Annotated in this window: 20 protein-coding genes, 1 pseudogene and 1 riboswitch; of the genes and pseudogenes, 20 read left to right on the top strand and 1 reads right to left on the bottom strand. The window is 31.4% G+C overall.

All coding sequences use genetic code 11. The features are described from left to right. Window positions 1–91 precede the first annotated feature (91 nt). Window positions 92–193, top strand: a riboswitch (SAM riboswitch). Window positions 194–254: 61 nt separating this feature from the next. The 16 genes and pseudogenes from BEE63_RS04815 (at window position 255) to BEE63_RS22445 (ending at window position 17,430) form a co-directional block, all read left to right on the top strand. After that, window positions 255–1,400: a trans-sulfuration enzyme family protein gene (locus tag BEE63_RS04815; RefSeq protein ID WP_066023162.1), complete on the top strand. Its 1,146-nt coding sequence runs from the start codon at window positions 255–257 to the stop codon at window positions 1,398–1,400. An 18-nt stretch (window positions 1,401–1,418) separates the two neighbouring features. Further along, a complete protein-coding gene (locus BEE63_RS04810; RefSeq protein ID WP_066020296.1) occupies window positions 1,419–2,552 on the top strand; it encodes a trans-sulfuration enzyme family protein in 1,134 nt (377 codons plus the stop codon). A gap of 186 nt (window positions 2,553–2,738) precedes the next feature. After that, on the top strand, window positions 2,739–3,200 hold the full coding sequence (locus BEE63_RS04805) for a MarR family winged helix-turn-helix transcriptional regulator (RefSeq protein ID WP_066020295.1): 462 nt from the start codon (window positions 2,739–2,741) through the stop codon (window positions 3,198–3,200). A gap of 21 nt (window positions 3,201–3,221) precedes the next feature. Further along, window positions 3,222–5,222 carry a methyl-accepting chemotaxis protein gene (locus tag BEE63_RS04800; RefSeq protein WP_066020294.1) on the top strand — a complete coding sequence of 667 codons (2,001 nt, stop codon included), beginning with the start codon at window positions 3,222–3,224 and terminating at the stop codon, window positions 5,220–5,222. A gap of 244 nt (window positions 5,223–5,466) precedes the next feature. Continuing rightward, entirely contained in the window at window positions 5,467–6,693 is a 1,227-nt protein-coding gene (locus tag BEE63_RS04795) for an ATP phosphoribosyltransferase regulatory subunit (RefSeq protein WP_066020293.1), read from the top strand. Continuing rightward, complete coding sequence (gene hisG, locus BEE63_RS04790; protein WP_066020292.1) at window positions 6,680–7,315, top strand: ATP phosphoribosyltransferase; 636 nt, start codon at window positions 6,680–6,682, stop codon at window positions 7,313–7,315. Before BEE63_RS04795 ends, hisG begins: the two co-directional genes overlap by 14 nt. A gap of 26 nt (window positions 7,316–7,341) precedes the next feature. Then, on the top strand, window positions 7,342–8,637 hold the full coding sequence (hisD, locus tag BEE63_RS04785; RefSeq protein ID WP_066020291.1) for a histidinol dehydrogenase: 1,296 nt from the start codon (window positions 7,342–7,344) through the stop codon (window positions 8,635–8,637). A 24-nt stretch (window positions 8,638–8,661) separates the two neighbouring features. After that, a complete protein-coding gene (gene hisB, locus BEE63_RS04780; RefSeq protein ID WP_066020290.1) occupies window positions 8,662–9,258 on the top strand; it encodes an imidazoleglycerol-phosphate dehydratase HisB in 597 nt (198 codons plus the stop codon). 18 nt (window positions 9,259–9,276) lie between these two features. Then, window positions 9,277–9,894, top strand: a complete 618-nt coding sequence (hisH, locus tag BEE63_RS04775) for an imidazole glycerol phosphate synthase subunit HisH (protein ID WP_066020289.1) — start codon at window positions 9,277–9,279, stop codon at window positions 9,892–9,894. Further along, complete coding sequence (hisA, locus tag BEE63_RS04770) at window positions 9,895–10,611, top strand: 1-(5-phosphoribosyl)-5-[(5-phosphoribosylamino)methylideneamino]imidazole-4-carboxamide isomerase (protein WP_066020288.1); 717 nt, start codon at window positions 9,895–9,897, stop codon at window positions 10,609–10,611. Window positions 10,612–10,624: 13 nt separating this feature from the next. Next, window positions 10,625–11,392: an imidazole glycerol phosphate synthase subunit HisF gene (hisF, locus tag BEE63_RS04765; protein ID WP_066020287.1), complete on the top strand. Its 768-nt coding sequence runs from the start codon at window positions 10,625–10,627 to the stop codon at window positions 11,390–11,392. Window positions 11,393–11,442: 50 nt separating this feature from the next. Then, window positions 11,443–11,763 carry a phosphoribosyl-AMP cyclohydrolase gene (gene hisI, locus BEE63_RS04760; RefSeq protein ID WP_066023161.1) on the top strand — a complete coding sequence of 107 codons (321 nt, stop codon included), beginning with the start codon at window positions 11,443–11,445 and terminating at the stop codon, window positions 11,761–11,763. 2 nt (window positions 11,764–11,765) lie between these two features. Then, a complete protein-coding gene (gene hisE / locus BEE63_RS04755; RefSeq protein WP_066020286.1) occupies window positions 11,766–12,098 on the top strand; it encodes a phosphoribosyl-ATP diphosphatase in 333 nt (110 codons plus the stop codon). 70 nt (window positions 12,099–12,168) lie between these two features. Further along, window positions 12,169–14,160 (top strand): transketolase, encoded by a 1,992-nt coding sequence (gene tkt, locus BEE63_RS04750; protein ID WP_066020285.1) that lies wholly within the window; start codon window positions 12,169–12,171, stop codon window positions 14,158–14,160. Window positions 14,161–14,633: 473 nt separating this feature from the next. Continuing rightward, window positions 14,634–16,730 carry a hypothetical protein gene (locus tag BEE63_RS04745; protein ID WP_066020284.1) on the top strand — a complete coding sequence of 699 codons (2,097 nt, stop codon included), beginning with the start codon at window positions 14,634–14,636 and terminating at the stop codon, window positions 16,728–16,730. Between the two features lie 371 nt (window positions 16,731–17,101). Then, window positions 17,102–17,430 (top strand): annotated as a pseudogene (locus BEE63_RS22445) (single-stranded DNA-binding protein). 194 nt (window positions 17,431–17,624) lie between these two features. Here BEE63_RS22445 and BEE63_RS04735 read toward each other — a convergent pair. Beyond that, window positions 17,625–18,716 carry a GntR family transcriptional regulator gene (locus tag BEE63_RS04735; RefSeq protein WP_066020283.1) on the bottom strand — a complete coding sequence of 364 codons (1,092 nt, stop codon included), beginning with the start codon at window positions 18,714–18,716 and terminating at the stop codon, window positions 17,625–17,627. A gap of 476 nt (window positions 18,717–19,192) precedes the next feature. On the opposite strand from BEE63_RS04735, the gene araD reads away from it, so the two are divergent. The 4 genes from araD (at window position 19,193) to BEE63_RS04715 (ending at window position 25,666) form a co-directional block, all read left to right on the top strand. Further along, on the top strand, window positions 19,193–19,894 hold the full coding sequence (gene araD, locus BEE63_RS04730; protein ID WP_066020282.1) for an L-ribulose-5-phosphate 4-epimerase: 702 nt from the start codon (window positions 19,193–19,195) through the stop codon (window positions 19,892–19,894). A gap of 16 nt (window positions 19,895–19,910) precedes the next feature. Then, window positions 19,911–21,377 (top strand): L-arabinose isomerase, encoded by a 1,467-nt coding sequence (gene araA, locus BEE63_RS04725; RefSeq protein ID WP_066020281.1) that lies wholly within the window; start codon window positions 19,911–19,913, stop codon window positions 21,375–21,377. Between the two features lie 100 nt (window positions 21,378–21,477). After that, window positions 21,478–23,868 (top strand): phosphoketolase family protein, encoded by a 2,391-nt coding sequence (locus BEE63_RS04720; RefSeq protein WP_066020280.1) that lies wholly within the window; start codon window positions 21,478–21,480, stop codon window positions 23,866–23,868. A gap of 193 nt (window positions 23,869–24,061) precedes the next feature. Then, the gene (locus BEE63_RS04715; RefSeq protein ID WP_066020279.1) at window positions 24,062–25,666 is read left to right on the top strand and encodes a xylulokinase; all 1,605 of its coding nucleotides are present in this window, start codon (window positions 24,062–24,064) and stop codon (window positions 25,664–25,666) included. Window positions 25,667–25,765 lie beyond the last annotated feature (99 nt).

Below are 25,765 nucleotides of genomic sequence, written 5' to 3'. Positions count from 1 at the left end.
AGATTTAAATTTAATATTTGACAGGGCAAAAAAGTTGTAATATAATTTAATCAATAACTTAGTAAATAAATTTGAAAACTAAATAAATATTTTCTTATCAAGAGTGACGGAGGGATAGGCCCTATGAAGTCCGGCAACAGCCCATATATGGGAAATGTGCTAAATCCTACAGGTTTATCCTGAGAGATGAGAATGTTTTAACTGCTTCTTATTTTTTGTGGATAAGAAGCAGTTTTATTTTTTGGAGGGATTTTATGAATAGTATTGATTGTAGAAAATTTGAAACGAAAGCTGTACATGGTACTTCTTTTGACACTAGAACAGGGGCAGTAAGTTATCCAATATATCAAACTACTGCATTTAGACATGAAGGATTAAATAAGGGAACAGGATATGATTATTCCAGAACGCAAAATCCTACAAGAGAAGAACTTGAAAAAACCATTGCATTACTTGAAGGCGGAAAAGCTTGCTTTGCATATTCGTCTGGTATGGCTGCAATATCAAGTGTTTTAACTTTATTTAAGAGTGGAGATCACATAATTGTTTCTGAGGATTTGTACGGTGGAACCTATAGAATATTTGAAGAAATTTATAAAAATTATGGCATTGAAGCAACTTATGTAGATACATCGGATACTCATAATATAAATAAGAATATAAGAAAAAATACAAAAGCTCTGTATATAGAAAGTCCAACTAATCCACTAATGAAAATTACAGATATAAAAAAATCAGCTGAAATATGCAAAGAATGTGGGATTTTATTTATTGTGGACAATACTTTTTTGACACCATACTATCAAAGGCCACTAGAGCTTGGATGTGATGTTGTAATTCACAGTGGTACAAAATATATAAGTGGTCACAATGATACTTTAGCAGGATTTGTTATTTTAAATGATGAAAATTTAATTTCTAAATTGAGATTTATACAAAATTCTGTAGGGGCGGTGCTTTCACCTTTTGACAGCTGGCTTACTTTAAGGGGAATAAAAACTCTTTCTATAAGACTCGATAAACAGCAAAAAAATGCAATTAAGATAGCAAACTTTTTAAAGACTCACGATAAGGTAACAAAAGTGATTTATCCGGGATTAAAGGAACATGCAGGACATGATATCTTGGCTAAACAGGCTTCAGGATTTGGTAGCATGATTTCATTTTATGTTGATAGCTGCGAAACTGCGGAGAAGATACTGGAAAGGGTGAAAGTTATTATTTTTGCAGAAAGTCTTGGTGGTGTGGAAAGCTTAATTACTTATCCATACACTCAAACTCATTCAGACATTCCGGATGATATAAAAGAAAAACTTGGAATTACAGATAAACTTTTAAGAATTTCAGTTGGGATAGAAAATGTGGATGATTTAATAGAAGATTTAAATAGAGCACTTTAAGGTATAGGAGGGAAAAATATGAAATTTGGAACTAAACTCATACATAATGGTTATGAAATGGATAAAACTACAGGGGCGTTAAGTGTACCTATATATCAAACTTCAACTTTTCATCAAAGCGATATTGATGGTGATGTTAAATATGATTATTCTAGATCTGGAAATCCAACAAGGGCAGCTCTTGAAAATACTATAGCTGTTCTTGAAGGCGGGTATAAGGGCTTTGCATTTTCCTCTGGAATGGCAGCAATTTCATCTGTCCTAAGCATTTTTTCTGCTAAGGATCATATAATTGTGCCTAAGGATGTTTATGGCGGAACTTATAGAATAAGCACACAGTTTTTTAACAGATTTGAAGTAGAATGTGAGCTTGTAGATACAACGGATGTGGATAAAGTAAGGAAAGCTGTGAAAGAAAATACAAAAGCAATTTACATAGAAACTCCATCAAATCCACTTATGAAGATAACAAATATAAAGGAAATAGTTAAACTGGCAAAGGAATATAATCTGCTTGTTATAGCTGATAATACTTTTATGTCACCATTTCTTCAAAGACCACTGGAGCTTGGCTGTGATATAGTGGTTCACAGTGCTACGAAGTTTTTAAATGGGCATAGTGATGTTGTTGCAGGTCTTGTGGTAGCTAAAAATAAGGAATTAGCAGATAGAATATATTTTGTTCAAAATGCCTTTGGCGCGGTACTTGGACCTCAGGATTCATGGCTGCTTTTAAGGGGGATTAAAACTCTTAAGGTTAGAATGCTTTATCAGGAGAAAAATGCTGAAGAGCTTGCAAAATGGCTTCTACTAAATTCTTTTGTAACAAGGGTGTATTATCCAGGAATACCAAGTCATTTTGGGCGCGAAATCCATTTTTCACAGGCAGATGGACCCGGTGCAGTGTTGTCTTTTGAAACAGATACAATTGAAAGGGCAAAAAACTTCATGAAGAGGGTTAAATGTGCAGCTGTTGGGGTAAGTCTTGGAGGGGTTGAAACTATTGTGTCATATCCATCTAAAATGTCACATGCAGAAATACCTCATCATGAAAGAATAAAACTTGGAATAAGTGACAGGCTAGTAAGAGTATCAGTAGGGCTTGAGGATGTATGTGATTTAATTAAGGATTTTGGTGAAGCTCTAAAGTAAATTTAAATAGAATTTTGAGAATGGTGTATGAGAGATTAAGTTTAGAAGGGAGACTTAATCTCTTTTTATTTACTATCACAGGGAACAATATTTAGTACATAATACTTATCAAAAGATAGTTGTCTTTTGATAAGTATTATGATATATTAAGTGTATAAGAAAAATTTAACTTTGAAGGAGTTTATTATGGATAAAAAACAATCTGAAAAATTAGTACTTGGTATAGTGAATTTTTATATATTATTTGAAAACGAAATATTGGATTTAATGCCTGACTTTAACAATTCAGAAGTAAGCCCATTACTATCTAAAATGCTAAATGAAATTCATATTCAAGGAAGAACAACTTCATCAGAATTAAGCGAGAGGCTTAATATTTCAATCCCTAATACAAGTAGGAGTGTAAATGCATTATATAAATTAGGCTATATAACTAAAAAGCAGGATTCAGATGATAAGAGAATTATCTATTTGGCTTTATCTAGGAAGGGAGTGGATTTGATTTCAAGTTGCATAAATATTTCCCAGGAAAAGTTTTTAGAAAGATTTAAAGTGCTTTCAGATAAAGATATAAAGCAATTGATGGATTCTTTTTCGACAATAAACGGTATACTCATAAAGATGAGAGAATTAAATAAAAATGATTAAACTAAAGAAGAAGGTGTTTATATGATTCAAAAATCTATTAAAAGAAAGCTAGTTGTATTAATAGGATTAATTATATTAGCGATAAGTACAGGCATGGGAGCTATTTTTTATATTAATGCATATAATGCTTTAGTAAGTAATATAGGAAAAACATTTCCACAGATAGCTACTCAAGCGGCAAATACTGTTCAAGCTTCACTAGATGAGCATATAAATGAACTTAAGATAATTTCTTCTATGGATGAAATTAAAAATGGCAGCGACATAAATAATAAGTTATCAGTTTTGAAAGCTCAAAATAATGCCAATGGAAGCATAAAAATGGGTTATGCAGATGTTAATGGTATAATAACATATACAGATGGAACTAAAGCTAATATTAAGGATAAAGTTTATTTTAAAGAAGCGTTAGCAGGTAAAAGCTATGTGGATGACCCTGTTGTTGCTGCTGATAAAAAATCTATGTCTATGGTATATGCAGTACCAATAAAAAATAACAATTCTATTACAGGAGTTTTAGTATCAGTTAGAGATGGTTTAGAGTTAAGTGAAATGATTAAGAAAATATCATTTGGAAAGACAGGCAGTGCTTATATGATAAATAGTAAATCTGTAAGTATAGCATATGTTGATAAAAGCATGCCTTTAAATAAATATAATTCTATAGAACAAGCTAAAAAAGATCCAAGTCTTAAGGGTATTGCGGATATGCAGAAGAAAATGATTGCCGGAAAAACTGGTTTGAGTAAATATTTTTGGGGTGGAAAGTATTCTTATGGTGGCTTTGCACCTGTAAAAAAAGAAGGTTGGTCTATAGTTGTAATTCTTAATGAAAATGAACTTTTATCTGAATTAAGTGGTCTAAAAAAGTCAATTGCAATGTATTCAATTTTATTTTTAATTGGTGGCATTTTAGTAACGTACTTTATAGCAGATAAGATTTCAAAGAAAATTAAATATTCTGAAGAGGTTTTAAATGTTCTAGCTACTGGAGATTTCTCTAAAGATATAAGAGGGAAGTATTTAGAGAGTAAGGACGAAATAGGGAATATGGTAAATTCAATGAGTTTAATGAAGAATTCAATTAGTTCTATAATTAAAGCTTTTAGAAATACATCTGATAAGATAGAAAATAATTCACAAAATTTATCTAATATTTCTGAAAATATGAAATCCTCATCCAATAACGTATCAATAGCTATTCAAGAAGTTGCAAATGGGGCAGGCAATCAGGCCAATGATTTAGTTGAAATTACGAATTCATTAAATGTATTTAGTGATGGGCTTGAAGGTATAGTAAGTAACTTGAAGGATATTAATACAGAGACCTTAACAATGAACGAACTTGCAAATGGTAGTAGCAGTAATATGGATTCGTTAATTGAAGCAGTAAAAAATATAAGCTTTTCATTTGAAAATTTGCAAGATAAAATAATAAATTTTAATAGTAGTATTAAAGATGTATCTAACATAGTGAATATAATAAATTCTATAGCTGATGAGACTAATTTACTTGCATTAAATGCATCTATAGAGGCTGCACGTGCTGGTGAAAGTGGAAAAAGCTTTGCCGTAGTTGCTAATGAGATTAGAAAGCTTGCAGAGCAGACAAAGGTATCTTCTCATAATATAACTGATTTGATAGCATCGCTTTCTAAAAATACTAAGCTTATAATGAGTAATACTGATAATATGAAAAATGATTTAGATTCTCAGGTAGATGTAATAAATAATACAATGGATTCTTTTAAAAGCATAATAGAAGTTATTAAAAATGTTATGCCAAAAATTCAATCAGTAAATTCAGCTTCTGAGAATATTAAAGAGGAAAAAGATAGTATAGTTGAGAAGGTTGAAGATGCATCCAGTGCGGCAGAGGAAATTTCAGCTTCAGCAGAAGAAATTACAGCATCATCAGATGAGATGAGCAATTTAGCAAAAGAAGTTTCAGTAGCTTCTAAAGAACTAAATCTTATGACAAAGGAAATGGGACTTCAGATAGGAAAATTTAAAACACAGTAGAAGGAATTTGCAGTATATTTAAGGTAATAGTGTTTAAGAGTTTTAATGATTTTTAAACACTATTATTTTTTTGTTATAAATCAATAATTTTAGATTAAAATAAATATTATACGTTACTAAATTAAACTTATAGTTAAGGTTATAAAACGATTGACAGAAGGCAAATAAATTGGTAATATATATTTAACACGTTAACACGTTATCACGCTAAAGTAATGAAAAGCTTAAAGTAGGAAGTGAAATTATGATTAATTTAAAAAAATATATACCTGAAGGTTCAAGAGACATTTTGTTCGAAGAATGCAGCATAAAAAATAACATTGAGAATATTTTAAGAGATACTTATGTAAAAGTAGGATATGAAGAAGTTAATTCTCCAACAATGGAGTTTTATGATGTATATAATCTTGAAAATCAACCTATAAGTCAGGAAAAAATGTATAAATTATTTGATAATACGGGAAGAATTTTAGTATTGAGACCTGATATGACAACTCCAATTGCTAGAATTGCAGCGACAAAGGCAAAAGCTAAAAATTATCCTTTAAAATTAAGTTACAAGGGCAATATATATAGAATGAATAAAGCTCTTGACGGAAAAATAAGTGAAATAACACAGTCTGGTATAGAGGTGCTTGGAATATCAAGTCTTAGAGCAGATGCTGAGGTTTTAATAACAGCAATAAAAGCAATTCTAAATACAGGACTTACGGATTTTAAAATAGAAATAGGTCAGGTAGAATTCTTTAAAAGCATAATCTCCGAGGTAAAATTAAATAAAGAAGATTCAGAAAAGTTAAGAAATTTAATAGAAAGTAAAAATTTTAGTAAGGTTGAAGAATTTGTAGATAAAAATAGCAATTTAATTGAGGAAGACAGCCGTGAAATATTGACGAATATGCCTAAACTCTTTGGAGGAAGAGAAATTATAGAAAAGGCTCGAAAGCTCACTAAAAATAGTAAAGCTGTAGAGGCACTCAAAACTGTAGAAGATTTATATGACATTGTAAGTAAAGCTGGATTCAGTGAATATCTTTTAATAGATCTTGGAATGGTACAGCATATAAATTATTATACAGGACTTATATTTAGAGGATATGCTCATGGTGTTGGAGATGCTCTTTTAAGTGGAGGAAGATATGATAAACTCATAGAGCAGTTTGGACGTGATATGCCGGCAACTGGACTTGCAATAAATGTTGATAATTTAATGTTAGCGCTTGATGATAGCCTCAGAAAAAAATTATATTCAAAGGAAAAGTATTTGGTTTTTGCTTCGGATAACAATATAGAAAAAGCTTATGAAGCTCTGAGCGATTTTAATTCAAAGGGCATTAAAGCAGAGGTAAGTCTTTTTAATAATTTAGAGGATACAAAAAAGTATTGCGTTAAAAATAAAATAGATAAGCTCTTTGATGCAGACAAGTGGAAAATAATTGAGATAAGGGGTATAAATTATGGAGAAAAATAGACCTATTAGGATTGCACTTACTAAGGGAAGACTTGAAAAAGCCGCCACTGAGATTTTTGAAAAGGTTGGCTTTGATTGCAGTGAGCTTAAGGATAAAGGTAGAAAACTTATTTTCCATGATAAAAAAGATAATATAGATTTTGTACTCGTTAAGGCACCAGATGTCTTAACTTATGTTGAGCACGGAGCAGCAGATATCGGAATAGTTGGCAAGGATACTTTGCTTGAAATGAAAAAGGATTTTTACGAGGTTTTGGATTTAAAGGTTGGCAAATGCAAATTTTCTCTAGCATCTTTGCCTGGATTCCAATTAAATGAGGGCTGTAATAGAAAAAAAATAGCTACAAAATACCCTAACATAACTAGAGAATATTTTAGAGAAAAGGGAATGGATGTTGAGATTATAAAAATAGAAGGTTCTGTTGAATTAGCTCCTATACTTGGGCTTGCGGATGCAATTGTAGATATCGTTGAGACGGGAACAACATTAAAAGAAAATGGACTTATGATTTTTGATGATATATGCGATATAAGTGCAAGAATGATAGTAAATAGAGCCAGCATGAAATTAAAGAGAGATAAGATAGCTGATATAATACAGAAAGTTAAAGCTATAGTCTAAAGAATATTTAGAAGGGAAGAATAGACGTGGAAGATATTATAAGAGTAATAGAAGGAAATAGTGAAGGCGGAAAAAAATATTTTGAGTCATTAAAGGAAAGACAGGGGAAAGAAAACTCTGAAGTTATGAAAATAGTTGAGGATATAATAGAAAATGTAAAGAAAAATGGAGATAAGGCATTAATTGAATATACTAATAAATTTGATAGCCCAGCTGTTAAAAGTGTAAAGGTAACTGAGGAAGAAATAAAAAGTGCATATAATAGGGTAGAAAAAGATTTTGTTGAAGCACTTAAAACCGCTAAAGAAAATATAAAGGACTTTCACTCAAAGCAAGTTCAAAATTCATATATAGTGCCTAAGGATGGTGGCATTGTTATGGGCCGTGTTGTTAGGGGACTAGACAAGGTTGGTATATATGTTCCAGGAGGCACAGCAGCTTATCCATCTTCGGTTTTGATGAATGCAATACCGGCAAAAGTAGCAGGAGTAGGTAAAATTATAATGACAACTCCTCCTATGAAGGATGGGACAGTCAATCCCAATATTTTAGTTGCAGCAGATTTAGCTGGTGTAGATGAAATATATAAGGTTGGCGGAGCACAGGCAATTGCAGCTCTTGCTTTTGGAACAGAGTCTATAAATAAGGTAGATAAAATAGTAGGACCGGGAAATATATTTGTTGCAATGGCCAAGAAAAGTGTGTTTGGATTTGTTGACATAGATATGATAGCAGGTCCAAGTGAGATACTTGTAATTTCAGATGAAACGGGAAATCCTAAATTTATAGCTGCAGATTTGATGTCTCAGGCAGAGCACGATAAGCTTGCATCTGCAATTTTAGTTACAACTTCAAAAAAACTTGCAGAAGAGGTTCAAGCTGAAGTAAAACGTCAAGTTGAAGACTTAAGCAGAAAGGATATAATACTTGAATCCCTAAAAAATTATGGAGCAGTTATTTTAGTAGATACTTTAAAAGAAGCTATAGAAATAGGAAATGTTGTTGCACCAGAACATCTTGAACTTGTAACACCAAATCCATTTGAATATTTACATGAAATAAGAAATGCAGGCTCTGTATTCTTAGGAGAGTTTGCACCAGAACCTTTAGGAGATTATATGGCAGGACCTAATCATGTACTTCCAACTAGTGGAACAGCTAGATTTTCATCACCTCTTTCAGTAGATGATTTCGTTAAAAAGTCAAGTTATTTATATTATTCTGGAGATGCGCTAAAGGGAGTAAAGGATAAAGTAATTAAAATGGCTGAAACTGAAGGACTCACTGCACATGCAAATTCAATTAAAGTAAGATTTGAATAAATTGTAGATTTGGAGATGTAAACAATGAGTGAAGAAAAGAGAACTTGCAGTCTTAGTAGAAAGACGGCTGAAACTGATATACAAGTAGAGCTTAATTTAGATGGTGAAGGAAAATATGAAATAGATACAGGCATAGGATTTTTTGACCACATGCTTACGCTTATGAGCAAACATGGTCTTATGGATTTAAAGGTTAAAGCTAAGGGAGACTTAAATGTAGACAGTCATCACACTGTAGAGGATGTTGGAATTGTTATAGGTGAGTGTATTGAAAAAGCCCTTGGAGATAAAAAATCCATAAACAGATACGGAACAGCTTTTGTGCCCATGGATGAAAGCTTATGTCAGGTTTCTATGGATTTAAGCGGCAGAGCTTTTCTGGTATTTGATGCTGAGTTCACAGTAGAAAAGCTTGGAGATTTTCAAACTGAAATGGTAGAAGAATTTTTTAGAGCAGTGGCTTTTAATTCTGGTATAACACTTCATACTAGAGTGCTATATGGAAAAAACAATCATCATATGGTTGAAGGATTATTTAAAGCATTCGGAAGAGCACTAAGCGAAGCAGTCTCAAAGAATCCAAGAATTAAAGGAGTCATGTCTACAAAGGGAAGTATTTAATGTGAGGAGGATACGCATATGAGTGATTGTAAAAGAATAGCTATTATTGATTATGGTATGGGCAATCTTTTAAGTGTAAAGAAAGCCTTGGATTTTATAGGAGCAAACTCAATAATAACTTCAGATACAGATGAAATTAAGAAAAGTGATGCAATAATACTTCCGGGTGTTGGAGCTTTTCCGGATGCCATGGCAAGTTTAAGTGAGAATGGCATAGATAAAGTGATAATTGAGGAAGCTAAAAGTGGAAAGCTTTTTATGGGAATATGCCTTGGAATGCAGCTTTTGTTTGATGAAAGTGAAGAATTCAAGCTTACTAAGGGCTTAGGGCTTATAAAGGGTAGAGTTAGAAAATTGCAAACAGAATATAAGATTCCACACATGGGGTGGAACAGTCTCAATATACCTAAAGAATGTGGTGTACTTAAGGGTATAAAGGAAGGAAGCTACGTATATTTTGTACATTCTTATTATGGTGATGTAGAAAATGAAGAAAATTTAAATGCATATTGTGATTATGGCAGCAAAGTGCCTGCTGTAGTAAGTGATAAAAATGTTTTTGGGCTTCAATTTCATCCAGAGAAAAGCGGAGACGTAGGAATAAAAATGCTTAAAAACTTTTGGGAGTTGATATAGATGATAATATTACCTGCAATTGATATAAGAAGTGGGAAGTGCGTAAGACTTTATCAGGGCAAATTTGATAAAACAAGTGTAGTAGCTGAAAGTCCGGTATTAACGGCGGAATCCTTTGAAAAGGCTGGGGCAAAGTTCATACATGTTGTTGATCTTGATGGAGCACTTAATGGGGAAGTTGTAAATTTCGAATCCATTAAGCAAATAGTAAATAGTACAAAAGTACCTGTGGAATTAGGCGGGGGAATAAGAAATATGGAAACTGTTGAGAAACTTATGGATATAGGTGTTAAAAGGGTAATATTAGGTACAGCGGCACTTAACGACAAAAATTTTGTTAAAGAGGCTTTAAATAAATATGGAAAAGCTGTAGCAGTTGGAATAGATGCAAAGGATGGATATGTTGCGGTAAATGGCTGGATAAACGTCAGCAAAATAAATTACATAGAATTTGCAAAAATCATGGAGGACATGGGTGTTGAAACTATAATTTTAACTGATATAAGCAAAGATGGAACTTTAAATGGACCTAATTTTGATATGCTTCAAAAGCTTAAAGAAAGTGTAAACTGTAATATAACAGCATCTGGAGGCATAAAGGACATAGATGATTTAGTTAAATTAAGTAAAATGAATATTTATGGAGCAATTGTTGGAAAGGCAATATACAGTGGAAAAGTTGATCTCAAATATGCTATAGATACTATAGAAGGTTAAAGAGGTGAAAATTATGCTTACAAAGAGAATAATACCTTGTCTTGATGTGGATATGGGAAGAGTTGTAAAGGGAATTAATTTTGTGAATCTTAAGGATGTTGGTGATCCTGTGGAAATTGCTGATTTCTATAATAAAGAAGGTGCTGATGAAATAGTTTTTCTAGATATAAGTGCAACTAATGACGGAAGAAAAACTATGATAGATGTTGTGAGAAAAACAGCAGAAAAAGTATTTATTCCTCTTACAGTAGGGGGAGGAATAAGAACCCTTGAGGATTTTAAAAATATTTTAAGAGCTGGTGCTGATAAAATATCCATTAATTCAGCTGCAATAAGAAATCCTGAGCTCATACGTGAGGCAGCAAAAAGATTTGGAAGCCAGTGCGTTGTGGTTGCTGTAGATGCAAGAAGAAATAAGGATAATAAAAGTTTCAACGTATTTATAAATGGAGGAAGAAAGGATACTGGAATAGATGCAATTGAATGGGTAAAAAAATGTGAAGAGCTTGGAGCAGGAGAAATACTTCTTACAAGTATGGATGCTGATGGAACGAAAAAAGGATATGATGTTGAACTTACGGATAAAGTGTGCAGAACTGTTGGAATACCTGTAATAGCCTCTGGAGGCTGTGGAAAACTTGAGCATTTTGATGAAATATTTAAGAAGACATCAGCAGATGCAGCACTTGTGGCTTCACTTTTTCACTACAGAGAGTATACTGTAGGAGAAGTTAAGAATTATTTAAAAGAACATGATATTCCTGTTAGATATAACGCATAGATTATAAAAATTTGGTGGTGATTTAATTGGCATACGAAGATATAATTAGTATGGTGGACTTTTCAAAGGGACTTGTTCCTACTGTTATTCAGGATGATGAAAATGGTGAAGTCTTAATGCTTGCATATATGAACGAAGAGTCCTTAAAAAGAACTTTGAAGACTGGAACTACGTGGTTTTGGAGTAGGTCAAGAAAAGCCTATTGGAATAAAGGAGAAACTTCGGGGCATTTTCAGTATGTTAAGAGTATAGCTGTGGATTGTGATGGTGATACTATATTAGTTAAAGTAAAGCAGATTGGAGCTGCATGTCATACTGGAAATAGAACTTGTTTTTATAGAAATTTTCAAATTGATAGTAAGGAGATATAAGCATGGATAAAAATGAAATACTAAGTCAGTTATATGAAGTTATAGAAGATAGAAAAAATAATCCAATTGAAGGATCATATACAAATTACCTTTTTGACAAAGGAATTGATAAAATTTTAAAGAAAGTTGGAGAGGAAACTACAGAAGTAATAATAGCAGCAAAGGAAGAAAATAAGGAAGATTTAGTGAATGAAGTGTGCGATACAATTTATCATACCCTCGTACTTTTAAGCGAAAAAAATATAAAACTTGAGGACATAGAGGCAGAACTTAAAAATAGGCATAAGAAGATATGTAATAAAAAACCTGAGAGAAGACCTATTGAAAATATATAGTTTATTGTGTATTATTATTGTAGGTAAGCGATAAGTAAAAAATAAGCTAAAGGAGCGAGGATAAATAAATATGAATATTGATGAGTTATCCATAAATACCATAAGGGTTTTATCTGCTGAAGCAATTGAGAAGGCTAATTCTGGTCATCCAGGTACACCACTTGGAGCAGCACCGGTAGCATATGAACTTTGGGCAAATCATTTAAAGCACAATCCTTCAAATCCTAACTGGATTAATAGAGACAGATTCGTTTTATCTGCAGGTCATGCATCTATGCTTTTATATTCACTTCTACATTTATTTGGATATGGAGTTTCTATAGAAGATTTAAAGAATTTTAGACAATGGAATAGTATAACACCTGGTCATCCAGAATATGGCTTAACACCAGGAGTTGAAATAAGCACAGGACCTTTGGGTCAGGGTATAGCTAATGCAGTTGGTATGGCTATGGCAGAAGCATATCTTGCATCAAAATTTAATAAAGATGGATTAAACATAGTTGACCATTATACATACGCTTTATGTGGTGATGGATGTATGATGGAAGGAATATCCAGCGAAGCTGCCTCACTTGCAGGAACTTTAGGTTTATCAAAATTAATTTTAATTTATGATGATAATGATATTTCAATAGAAGGAAATACAGACATAGCATTTAGAGAAAATGTTGGAGACCGTTTTAAAGCATACAACTGGAATGTAATAAATGTTGATGATGGTTCTGATATTACTAAAGTTGGTGCAGCTATAGAAAAAGCTAAAAGTGAGTCAGATAAACCATCAATCATAATATCTAAAACTACAATAGGTTTTGGAGCACCAAATGCAGGAACTGCAGGTGTTCATGGTTCACCTCTAGGAGAAGACGGAATAAATGGATTGAAGAAAAATTTAAACTGGAATTATGAAGAAGATTTTTATGTTCCAGAAGAAGTTAAAAAGCACATGCAGGAAGTACAAAAATCTCTTGAGAAATTTGAAGATGATTGGAAAAATCTCTTTAACAAATATAAAGAAAAATATCCGGAGCTTGCTAATGAATTTAGCGACTGGATGAGTGGAAAAGTAAAAGTAAATCTTGATGAAATTGCTGATTTTAAAGAATTAGAAAAACCAATGGCAACAAGACAATCATCAGGAAAGGCACTTAATATAATAGCAAAAGCAGTTCCTAATTTAATAGGTGGTTCTGCAGATTTAGCACCGTCTAACAAGACAAATATGGATGGTAGAGGAAACTTTTCAAAGGAAGATAAGAGTGGTGCAAATCTTCACTTTGGAGTAAGAGAACATGCTATGGCTGCCATTGCAAACGGAATAGCAGCTCACGGTGGATTAAAGATATATGTAGCAACTTTCTTTGTATTTAGTGATTACATGAAGGGTGCAATGAGAATGTCAGCTCTCATGAAGCTTCCTGTTATATATGTACTTACTCATGACAGTATAGGAGTTGGAGAGGACGGACCAACACATGAGCCAATAGAACAGTTAGCAGCACTTAGAAGCATACCTAATATGACAGTATTAAGACCTTGTGATGCAAAAGAAACTGTTGAAGCATGGAAATATGCTGTAGAAAAGGCAGAAGGACCAACTGCTTTAATTCTTACAAGACAGAAGCTTCCTTCATATGCTGAATCAGGGAAAGATGCATTAAAGGGTGCATATGTATTAAAAGATTCAAAGAAAGCAGTTCCAGATGCTCTTCTTATGGCATCAGGTTCTGAAGTTGAATTAATATACAATGCGCAAAAGACTCTTTTAGAAAAGGGAATAGATGCTAGAGTAATAAGTGTTCCATCCTTTGAGCTTTTTGATAAGCAGGATAAGGCTTATAAAGAAAAGGTAATGCCAAATGCAGTTAGAGCACGTGTAGCTGTTGAAGCTGCGTCACCATTTGGATGGCATAAATATACTGGAATTGATGGAGAAGTTATTGCAATGAATCATTTTGGAGCTTCTGCACCAGCTGGTACATTATTTAAAGAGTTTGGATTTACTGAAGAAAATGTTGTTAAAACATGTGAAGTAATAGTATCTCAAAACATTAAATAAATTAATAAATCTAAAGACGAAATTTTAAAGAGGCTAAGAACTTTCAATAACTCACTGTCGTTCAGACAAATTGAAAGTACTAAGCCTCTTTAAAATTTTGTCTAAGATTTATACAAATTTGTTTAAATCGTCTTTGAGATACTATTACTTCACTAGAAAGAAGATATGTATTATATGATGTTTTTCAATTGAATATTTGTGATTTAAGCTAGCATGTCATTAATTATAATATTAAAAAATATAAATTGTTGATATACATACAGTAAATATCAACAACAGATGGTGAAAATATGAATAATGTGGTATTATTGTTTTAATGCTAGTGTTTTATAAAATAATATATTTAAATGGTAATTATGTTGAAAAGATTAGTATACACTGTAAAAATAATAAAAATTTATTAAACTAATATATAAATTAATAATAATATAAATGTAAGTTTGATAAATTTATACAAAGGAGAATTAGTTAAAGTGGATGAACAAAGTCTTATATTAAAATCTTTATCACATGATATTGAAAAGGCATTTAAATCATTAATGCATAGTGGTAGACCTGATATTATGGATGGAAATAAAAAAAGTATTATTAAAGATTTATATGTTGACTTATTTGGTGATGATTATATTTTGAGACAAGTTATAGATTCTGATCATATTATACTGAAGGGGAGAAGGGGAACTGGTAAATCAACAATATTTGTTAGAGCTGAAGAAATTTTAATAGAAGAGAATAAAGGATGCTTACCCATTTATATAAATTTGCAGACATGCTATGAGCAGACTCCTAATAAAAAAACAGATGATGTATTTAGTAGATTAAATACATATAAAGCTTTTTTAAAACAAGTTATATTTTGCATTAAAGAAAATATAGAAAATAATTGGTCGGAAGATTCAGAATTCCAATTTCTATTTAATGAAATTGATAATGGAAAATATGTAGAAAATGAATTTGAGAGAATGATTGAAGTTGCTAAGAATAAAAAAAATTTAGATGAAAAAAAATTAGGAGCAGAGGTTGGAATCAAAAAAATATCAATGTTAGCTAAAAAGGGTGTAAGCGACACAGATGATATAAATATGAAATATAGCAGTAAGGAAATTAAAGTTTATGATATACATGGCATTTTGTTACAGCTAAAGAGGATACTAAGAAAATATAATATTTCAAATGTATTTCTATTTTTAGATGATTTTAGTGAATTAGATATAGAAAATCAAAAAGTAATTGTTGATGCGTTGATAGCGCCTATAATTTCGTCATATAATGATACTTTTAAAGTAAAGATAGCAGCATATCCAAATAGAATTTATATGGGAAATATTGATTCAACTAAAATTCCAATTGTTCCTTTGGATTTCTATGAAGCATTTGGTCAGACAAATACTAATTATAAAGGAATCGAAAAAGAGTCTATTGAGTATATTAGAAAAACTCTAAATAAAAGATTAGATGTTTTTACCAAAGGCCAAATATCATTAGATGGTATATTTAATATAACTACAGAAAATACATTAGATTCTTATTTGAAAAAATTATTTGAAGTAACGGCAGCAATTCCTAGATGTTTAGGATTTATATTAAATTATTGTTATCTATCTTCTATTAATAAAGGAACACCCATATCAATGACTAATATTGACAATGCTGCTATTAAATATTATGAGGAGAATTTATATCCTGATTTTATAAATGATATTAGATTTAAGCAGTCATTTCATGATGATAAGAAATTACTAGATCAGATATCACAAAAATGTTTAATTAATGGAATTGTTAAGTATTTATTTAATGTAAAAAGAAATATTATTAAAAAATATCAAAGTAATGATTTGGAAAATAAACTATTTCTTGAAACTATGGAAACATACAAGAAGGGAAATAATTACTGGCTTCCTACATCTCATTTTTATATTGATAAGGATAAGGAACAATTACTAAATACGTTGGAATTATATTTTATGGTTCATAAATTTAATGAAGGGAGTAAGCGTGGTGGGACAGAAGGAAAAGTTTATTACTATGGATTAAATTATGGACTTTGTTTGCAGAAAAAGATAGATTATGGGAGACCTGAAGGGAGACGTAGTGCGGATTATTGGCGTCAGGATGAATTTGATTTAACTAGTATAATTCCTCAAATTTTAAGTAGTATTGAAACAATTCAATGTTCAGAATGTAATAAGATTTATAGTGAGATGGAATATGAAATTTATAAACAAAATAAGAATTGTTTTAAATGTACAAAACATGATACAGTTAGAAAAATTAATAAATTTGAAGTGAAACTTGAAGGTAGAATTGCTGAGTGGAAACAGAAAAGTTTACCTAATATTGCTATAAATATTTTAAGGGTTTTATATAATAATCAACCTCAAAAAATGTCAGCATATGAAATTGGACAAATTATAGATCAGCATCATATGTCAATTTATCATGCCACTAAAAAGTTAGATCGAAAAGGATACATTGGAGTTGAGGTTAAAGATAAAAGATATTATTATATAAAAGATAAAGCTATAAATGAATTCTTTGGTGATGATATGGAGGAAATAATGGTTGAATAGTATTTTATATAAAGAACATACAATTAAGTGGTATGCCAATTATAAATAACTTTAAATTAATAAGTTTATAGTATGTTAAGATAAAAAAAGACTAAGTTTATTTTGAATTTTATTTGGCATTTATTTGAATTGCCTTTGTAATACTAGTGGTTTAATAGTACAAAATAGAAAATAAAGATTTTTGATATTGCTGTACTAAAAATTCAGACAAAGCAAGAATGAGAATATTATAATAAATATTAGAACGAAGTAAATATAGCATTAAAGAAAAATATATATCGTGGCCAATATTTTTATCAAAGTGTGTTTATAAAATCTAAAAAGTTATAATAATAACGATACATACAATATAGTTAATGAGGAGTTAGATTATGAATAAAACACTTTTGATAGGGAAAATGGATAAAGATTCAGTTGTTAAGCTTATAGAAGCAACTGGAAATTATTTATGTAATTTCACTGTAGCAGTAAATATGGGAAGAAAGATAATAGTGAAAGCATAGCAGATTTTATTTCTATTACTGTATGGTGTAAGGTAGCAAAAAATGTTGCAAAGTATATGAAAAAGGGCAGTTTTGTCGGAGTAGTTGGAAGAAAACATATAAGAAGCTATGATGATAGCAATGAAAATAAAAAATGTGTTACTGAAGTTATAGTAGAAGAGGTACAGGTTCTAAAAAATAGAAAAGAAATTGTATAGAAAAAAACATCTAATATCATTGGAAATTTATTATTTTGGGATGTTTATGAGAATATCAAAAGATTTGCGTAAATTAAATATTTAAGTATTAATATAACTGGAAATTTAGTATTCCAGTTATATTTTTAATACTTCTAGAAATACCAAAACTAAATATTATTGTAATTTTGGTTTGTATAAAAGTAGTGTATTTTTTATTTACTTATTTTGCAAGTTGAATTTCTAACGATGAGTTTTGGCTTATAAACAATAGAGTCACTGTCTTCAAATTTATTATTGTTATTAATTAACTTTATAATTAAATTAGCAGCATCACATCCCATTTGCTCTTTAGGATGAGTAATAGAAGTTAGATGTGGATGCATTATTGTTGCAAGACGTGAATCATCAAAACCAATTACAGACAATTCATCTGGAATTTTAATATTTAATTTATGAGCAATAGTGAATACTATATAAGCTATTTCATCATTATAACAAAAAATTGCAGTTGGCCTTTTTTCCGACTTTAATACATTCTCTATTTTTATAGGTAGTGAATAATTTATCTCTTCAGATAAATAAGTTAAAATTTGATCAGGCATTGGGGGAATGTTGCTTCTTTGGCATTCTGAAATAAAGCCATTCATTCTATTAATTCCCTGTGAATCATCAACTTTAAAAATACCCATTAATCTTGTATGATTTAAGGATATAAGATGTTCTGTTGCTAATCGTCCTCCCTCAAAATCATCAACACGCAGGCTGGGTGAGTTAAGTTCAGGGTAAGAGGCATTTATCATTACAAGTGGAATATTATTGGAAATAACTTTATTTAAATAGCCAATGTTTTGACTTTTATATGCACTTTTAGTAGGTTCTAAAATAAGACCGTCAATCTTATGAGCTAATAAATTTTTTAAATTACTATTTTCAAACATGACATTGTTATTAGTTGAAGACAGCAGAAGCGAGAAAGATTCCGAATAAAGTGTATCTTCCAAGCCTTTAATTATATTTGGAAAAATATAATTTGATATATGAGTCGTAAGTACAGCTACATTTTTTGTGCTTTTAAGATTTTCTCTATTTTCAGCCCAATCAGAAATGTATATGCCACTTCCTTGTATTCTATATACATACTGTCTAGATACCAGATCACCTATGGCTTTTCTTATAGTATGCCTGCTAACATCGAACATTTCCATTAATTCAGATTCAGTTGGTATTTTTTCATGCGGTTTATATTTAGCCGTGGTAGCCCAGTTTATAATTTTTTCTTCAACTTCTTCATACTTGTGTTTCATTTTTTTCTCCTATTATAAAATAAATATTTTATAGACAAATCATAAATTTAGGCGTACTCAAAAAATAAAAATTGATATTATTATGCGCTATCATAAGTAATTTCAATACTTTTGTAGATTCATCTTCATGATTAGTATATCAAAAATAGATGTATTTAACAATGCCATATTAGTACGTATAAATTTTAAAAAGTATTGACATTTATAAGTATCAATATTATACTTAATACATGAAAGCGATTAAATACATCATAGATGGACATTAAAGTAGCAAAAATATACTATTGAAGTTGATTTTTATTCTTTATTTATAGGGATTAATTGTTAGTTTAAATGGTAGAATTGTTTTATTATTTAATGTAAAGGGTTACTTTAATATTTGCAAAAATATTAAAATTAAGTAGTGCATGAGAAATAAACTAACAATGAGGCCCTAAAGTATAGAGAAAAAATATTTTGAAAGAAGGCTAAATTTAATGTTAGAAGATTTGAAAAAAATAGTACTTGAGGCAAATTTAATGCTTCCTAAATACCAATTGGTAACATTTACCTGGGGAAATGTTAGTGGAATTGATAGACAAAAAGGACTAGTAGTAATTAAGCCAAGCGGTGTTAAATATACGGAAATGAAAGCTAGAGATATGGTTGTGGTAGATTTAAATGGAAATGTAATAGAAGGAGATTTAAATCCATCTAGTGACACACCTACTCATTTGGTTCTATATAAAGCTTTTAAGAATATTAAAGCAGTTGTTCATACTCATTCACCATGGGCTGTGTCTTTTGCACAAGCTGGAATGGATATACCAGCAGCAGGAACTACACACGGTGATTATTTCTATGGAAATATTCCTGTAACTCGTAAAATGACAGAAGAAGAAATAAATGCAGATTATGAAAAGGAAACAGGAAATGTAATTGTTGAAACTTTTGAAAAAAATAATATTAACCCAGATTATATGCCTGGTGTTTTGGTAAATGATCATGGACCATTTACATGGGGAACAGATCCTGAAAATGCTGTGCATAATTCAGTAGTTCTAGAAGAAGTGGCAAAGATGACATATCATTCAATGCAATTAAATCCTCAAAATATCGAAATGGACAAGTGCTTACTTGATAAACATTTTTATCGTAAGCATGGTGAAAATGCATATTATGGACAAATAAAAAAATAGATAGGGGAGATATATGATGTTAAAAAATGAAAAAATGGAATTCTGGTTTGTAGTAGGAAGTCAACATTTATACGGAGAAGAAGCATTAGCAAAGGTAAGAGAGGATTCTGAGGCAATTGTTGATGAATTAAATAAGAGTGCAAATTTGCCTTATCCAATAGTTTTTAAATCTTTAGCAACATCTGCTGATAAAATAACAAAGATAATGAAAGAAGTAAACTACAGAGATGAAGTAGCAGGAGTTATAACATGGATGCACACATTCTCTCCAGCAAAAATGTGGATAGCAGGAACAAAACTTTTACAAAAACCACTTTTACATTTTGCAACTCAATATAATGAAAATATTCCATGGAAAACAATAGATATGGATTATATGAATTTACATCAGAGTGCTCATGGAGACAGAGAATATGGATTTATAAATGCCAGGCTTAAGAAGCATAATAAAATCATAGTAGGATACTGGAAAGATAAAAAAGTTCAAAAAGAAGTTTCAGACTGGATGAAGGTAGCAGCAGGATATATCGCAAGTCAGAGCATAAAGGTAGCACGATTTGGTGATAACATGAGAAATGTTGCAGTTACAGAAGGAGATAAGATAGAAGCACAAATTCAGTTTGGATGGACAGTAGATTACTATGGTATAGGTGATCTTGTTGCTGAAATTGATAAAGTTAAAGAAGCTGAAGTAAATAAGACTTATGAAGAATTTAAGAAAATATATATATTAGATCCAGGTGAAAATGATCCAAAATTCTATGAAAAGCAAGTTAAGGAGCAAATAAGAATAGAAAAAGGATTAAGAAGTTTCTTAGAAAAGGGAAATTATAATGCATTTACAACAAACTTTGAAGATCTTTATGGAATGAAGCAGCTTCCAGGACTTGCAGTGCAGAGATTAAATGCAGAAGGATATGGATTTGCAGGAGAAGGAGACTGGAAGACAGCAGCATTAAGCAGAATGATAAAGGTTATGACAAACAATACAAAGACTGGATTCATGGAAGATTACACATACGAATTGAGCAGTGGAAATGAAAAGATTCTAGGAGCACATATGCTTGAAGTTGATCCAACATTTGCATCAGACAAGCCAAAGGTTGTTGTTAAACCACTAGGAATTGGAGATAAAGAAGATCCAGCACGTTTGATATTCAATGGATCTACAGGCAAAGGAGTAGTAGTAACAATGCTTGATTTAGGCACACATTATCGTATGCTTATAAAGGAAATAACAGCAGTAAAACCAGATGAGGATATGCCAAACTTACCAGTTGCAAAAATGGTATGGAAACCAGAACCAAACTTCCTAGATGGAGTTAGATCATGGATTTATGCAGGTGGAGGACACCATACAGTTCTTTCGTTAGCATTGACAGTAGATCAGATATATGATTGGAGCAGAATGGTAGGATTAGAAACTGTTATTATCGACCATAATACCAAATTAAGAGATGTAATTGAGGAAACAACTAAATAATAGTCTAAAAACTATTATTTATATTTAGATATTGTTAAACTACATTTAAATTCATACGTATAAATACAACTTAAATCATTTATTTATTAGGAGGAATATTATGCAAAAGACAGTAAAAGCACATTCAGGCGAAGGAGAAATAACACCAGAGTATCTAAAAAAAGTCGATGCCTATTGGCGAGCAGCTAACTATATATCAGCAGCTCAACTATATTTGCTAGATAACCCACTACTTCGTGAACCATTAAAACCTGAACATTTAAAGGCAAAAGTTGTTGGACATTGGGGAACTATTCCAGGTCAAAACTTTATTTATGCTCATTTAAATCGTATTATTAAAAAGTATGATTTAGATATGATTTATGTTTCTGGACCAGGTCATGGTGGTCAGGTAATGGTATCTAATTCATATTTAGATGGAACTTACAGCGAGGTTTATCCAAATGTAAGTCGTGATTTGCCAGGTTTAAAGAGATTATGCAAACAATTTTCTTTCCCAGGTGGAATCTCTAGCCATATGGCACCTGAAACACCAGGATCAATCCATGAAGGTGGAGAATTAGGCTACTCTTTAGCTCATTCTTTTGGTGCTGTATTTGATAATCCTGGATTAGTTACAGCATGTGTTGTTGGTGATGGAGAATCAGAAACAGGTCCACTTGCTACATCTTGGCAAGCAAATAAATTTTTAAATCCTATTACAGATGGTGCTGTACTGCCTATATTACATTTAAATGGATATAAAATAAGTAATCCTACTGTATTATCTCGTATATCTAAAGAAGAATTGACAAAATTGTTTGAGGGTAATGGCTGGAAGCCTTATTTTGTAGAGGGTGATGATCCTAAAGTAATGCATAAATTAATGGCAGAAACTTTGGATACAGTAATGGAAGAAATTCTTAGCATACAAAGAAATGCTCGTGAAAATAATGATGCTTCACGTCCACGTTGGCCAATGATTGTATTGCGTACACCAAAGGGTTGGACTGGTCCTAAATTTGTTGATGGTGTTCCTAATGAAGGCTCATTCCGTGCACATCAGGTACCTATTCCTGTTGATCGTTACCATACAGAGCATTTGGATCAATTAGAATCATGGCTTAAGAGTTATAAACCAGAAGAATTGTTTGATGAAAATTACAGGCTAATTCCAGAATTAGAAGAATTGACACCAAATGGCACTAGTAGAATGGCTGCTAATCCACATACTAATGGTGGACTGTTACTGCGTGATTTGCGTACACCTGATTTTAAAAAATATGCTGTAGATGTTCCTACTCCAGGTAGTACTGTTGCACAAGATATGATTGAACTTGCAAAATATATACGTGATGTAGTTAAATTAAATGATGAAAATCGTAACTTCCGTATTTTTGGACCTGATGAAACTATGTCAAACAGATTATGGGCAGTTTTTGAAGGAACTAAACGTCAATGGATTCCAGATATAAAGGAACCTAATGATGAATTTTTAGCACATGATGGACGTATTATAGATTCAATGTTAAGTGAACATTTATGTGAAGGTTGGTTAGAAGGCTATCTATTAACAGGACGTCACGGTTTCTTTGCAAGTTACGAAGCTTTTCTACGTATTGTTGATTCTATGATTACACAGCATTGTAAATGGCTAAAAGTAACTTCACAGTTGCCATGGAGAAAAGATATTGCTTCACTTAATTTAATATCAACATCTAATGTATGGCAGCAAGATCATAATGGGTATACACATCAAGATCCTGGCATATTAGGACATCTTGTAGATAAAAAGCCAGAAATAGTTAGAGCATATCTACCAGCAGATGCGAATACTTTATTAGTTGTATTTGATAAATGTCTTCATACTAAGCAAAAGGTTAATTTATTGGTGACATCTAAACATCCAAGACAGCAGTGGCTTACAATGGAACAAGCAATTAAGCATGTAGAGCAGGGTATAAGTATTTGGGATTGGGCAAGTAATGATAAAGGTGTAGAGCCTGATGTAGTTATTGCTTCATGTGGAGATACCCCAACATTAGAAGCTTTAGCAGCAGTTACAATTCTACGTGAACATTTGCCAGAATTAAAGATTCGTTTTATCAATGTAGTAGATATGATGAAATTGTTACCTCACAATAAACATCCACATGGCTTAAGTGACAAAGAATATAATGCATTATTTACAACAAATAAGCCAATTATATTTGCATTCCATGGATATGCACATTTAATTAATGAATTAACTTATTATCGTGAAAATAGAAATTTACACGTTCATGGATACGAAGAAGAAGGAACTATTACAACACCATTTGATATGCGTGTTCAAAATAAGTTAGATCGTTTCGATATTGTAAAAGATGTAGTACAAAACTTACCTCAACTTGGAAACCGTGGTTCACATCTTATACAGTTAATGAATGATAAGCTAGTTGAACATAATGAATACATTCGTGAATACGGAGAAGATTTACCAGAAATAACTAATTGGGAATGGCATGTATAGATAGACATTAATAAAGCTGCAGGACTATTACATTAGATAATTAATGTAATAGTCCTGTGGTTAAATAAATTAGTGTATAGTGCTCTATCAAAAAATAAGTACGTACCTTTTTTGAATATACTGTTGACATATACGTACAAAAGTGATATATTTTTTGTAAAGGATACCATTATATCGGAGGGAGGCTTTTATATTGGATATAGAGGATAAAAAAGTAAAGGAAATTGAGAATGGTGAAACATCATTAGGTATAGAATTTGGTTCTACTCGAATTAAGGCTGTTCTTATTGGAAACGATTTTTCAATATTAGCTAGTGGCAGCTTTGAATGGGAGACAAGTTTAGAGGATGGAATTTGGACTTATTCATTAGAAGAAATTTGGAAAGGTTTGCAATATAGTTATCAAAAGCTTTTTGCTGAAGTAAAAAAACGATATGGAGTTACACTTTCAAAGATCGGATCGATTGGTTTTTCGGCTATGATGCATGGATATATGGCATTTGATAAACAAGGTAATCTACTTGTTCCATTTAGAACATGGCGTAACACAATGACAGAAGAAGCAGCAAAAAAATTGACAAGTTTATTTAAATTTAATATTCCTGAAAGATGGAGTATAGCTCATTTGTATCAAGCAATTCTTCATGATGAGCCTCATATTGAAAAGCTTTACTCTTTAACTACATTAGCAGGATATATTCATTGGCAATTAACAGGTGAAAAGGTCCTAGGTGTTGGCGATGCATCGGGAATGTTCCCAATTGATACAAATACTAATAATTACGATAAGAAAATGATAGAGAAGTTTAATAATTTACCAGAAGTTCAGAAGCATTCATTAAAAATAGAGAAACTTTTACCAAAGGTTTTATTAGCAGGTGAAGATGCTGGTGTTTTAACAGCTGAAGGAGCTAAAAAGCTTGATATAAGTGGAAATCTTCAGGCAGGAATTCCATTGTGCCCACCAGAAGGAGATGCCGGTACAGGTATGGTTGCTACAAATTCAATTGCACCGCGTACAGGTAATGTATCCGCTGGTACATCAATTTTTGCAATGGTTGTTCTTGAGAAACCTCTTATTAAAGTTCATCCTGAAATTGATATAGTAACGACACCTTCAGGAGATTTAGTTGGAATGGTTCATGCAAATAATGGTTATTCAGATTTAGATTCATGGGTTAGTATATTTGAGCAATTTACTGAAGCAATAAACGTTAAAATTAAAAAAGAACTTCTTTATATGGCACTATATACTCAAGCATTTCAAGGTGATCCTGATTGTGGTGGAGTTCTTGCATATAATTATTTGGCAGGTGAAAATATTACAGGAGTTTCAGAAGGTAGACCTCTAGTTGTAAGAAAACCAAAAAGTAATTTTAATTTGCCAAACTTTATGAGAGCGCATTTATTTACTTCTTTGGGTGCATTAAAAATTGGAATGGATATCTTGTTAAAGGATGAAGATGTAAAGCTTGATAAATTACTTGGGCATGGTGGATTATTTAAAACTCCGATTGTTGGTCAAGCAGCAGTTGCTGGTGCAGTAAATGTTCCAGTATCAGTTATGGAAACAGCAGGCGAAGGCGGTGCATGGGGAATTGCACTATTAGCCAATTATTTAAAAAATGGTAAAAATGATTTTACTTTAGCAGAATTTTTATCAAAGAGGGTTTTTGCTGGTTGTGTAGCTGAAGAAGTAAAGCCTGATCCAAAAGATGTTAAAGGCTTTGAGCAATTTATTGAACGTTATAAAAAAGGAATTCCTATTGAACAAGCAGCAGTTGATTATTTAAGTTAATTTAAGATAATCAGATTTAAACCAATACTTATTGAATAAGACAATTAAGGTTTAATCTGATTATACTATATAAAATGTGATTAAGTTCTATAATACATG

The sequence above is a fragment of the Clostridium pasteurianum genome (assembly GCF_001705235.1).
Taxonomy (GTDB): domain Bacteria; phylum Bacillota; class Clostridia; order Clostridiales; family Clostridiaceae; genus Clostridium_S; species Clostridium_S pasteurianum_A.
Note: the sequence above shows the minus strand (reverse complement) of the source record. Positions and strands in the feature narration are given on the sequence as shown.

Bases quoted from the DNA above. Each gene is read 5' to 3' on its own strand.
- hisB (WP_066020290.1), top strand. From the start codon at position 8,662: ATGAGTGAAGAAAAGAGAACTTGCAGTCTTAGTAGAAAGACGGCTGAA.
- BEE63_RS04810 (WP_066020296.1), top strand. From the start codon at position 1,419: ATGAAATTTGGAACTAAACTCATACATAATGGTTATGAAATGGATAAA.
- araD (WP_066020282.1), top strand. From the start codon at position 19,193: ATGTTAGAAGATTTGAAAAAAATAGTACTTGAGGCAAATTTAATGCTT.
- hisI (WP_066023161.1), top strand. From the start codon at position 11,443: ATGGTGGACTTTTCAAAGGGACTTGTTCCTACTGTTATTCAGGATGAT.
- BEE63_RS04795 (WP_066020293.1), top strand. From the start codon at position 5,467: ATGATTAATTTAAAAAAATATATACCTGAAGGTTCAAGAGACATTTTG.
- hisA (WP_066020288.1), top strand. From the start codon at position 9,895: ATGATAATATTACCTGCAATTGATATAAGAAGTGGGAAGTGCGTAAGA.
- BEE63_RS04720 (WP_066020280.1), top strand. From the start codon at position 21,478: ATGCAAAAGACAGTAAAAGCACATTCAGGCGAAGGAGAAATAACACCA.
- araA (WP_066020281.1), top strand. From the start codon at position 19,911: ATGTTAAAAAATGAAAAAATGGAATTCTGGTTTGTAGTAGGAAGTCAA.
- tkt (WP_066020285.1), top strand. From the start codon at position 12,169: ATGAATATTGATGAGTTATCCATAAATACCATAAGGGTTTTATCTGCT.
- BEE63_RS04800 (WP_066020294.1), top strand. From the start codon at position 3,222: ATGATTCAAAAATCTATTAAAAGAAAGCTAGTTGTATTAATAGGATTA.
- BEE63_RS04815 (WP_066023162.1), top strand. From the start codon at position 255: ATGAATAGTATTGATTGTAGAAAATTTGAAACGAAAGCTGTACATGGT.
- hisF (WP_066020287.1), top strand. From the start codon at position 10,625: ATGCTTACAAAGAGAATAATACCTTGTCTTGATGTGGATATGGGAAGA.
- BEE63_RS04805 (WP_066020295.1), top strand. From the start codon at position 2,739: ATGGATAAAAAACAATCTGAAAAATTAGTACTTGGTATAGTGAATTTT.
- hisH (WP_066020289.1), top strand. From the start codon at position 9,277: ATGAGTGATTGTAAAAGAATAGCTATTATTGATTATGGTATGGGCAAT.
- hisE (WP_066020286.1), top strand. From the start codon at position 11,766: ATGGATAAAAATGAAATACTAAGTCAGTTATATGAAGTTATAGAAGAT.
- BEE63_RS04735 (WP_066020283.1), bottom strand. From the start codon at position 18,716: ATGAAACACAAGTATGAAGAAGTTGAAGAAAAAATTATAAACTGGGCT.
- hisG (WP_066020292.1), top strand. From the start codon at position 6,680: ATGGAGAAAAATAGACCTATTAGGATTGCACTTACTAAGGGAAGACTT.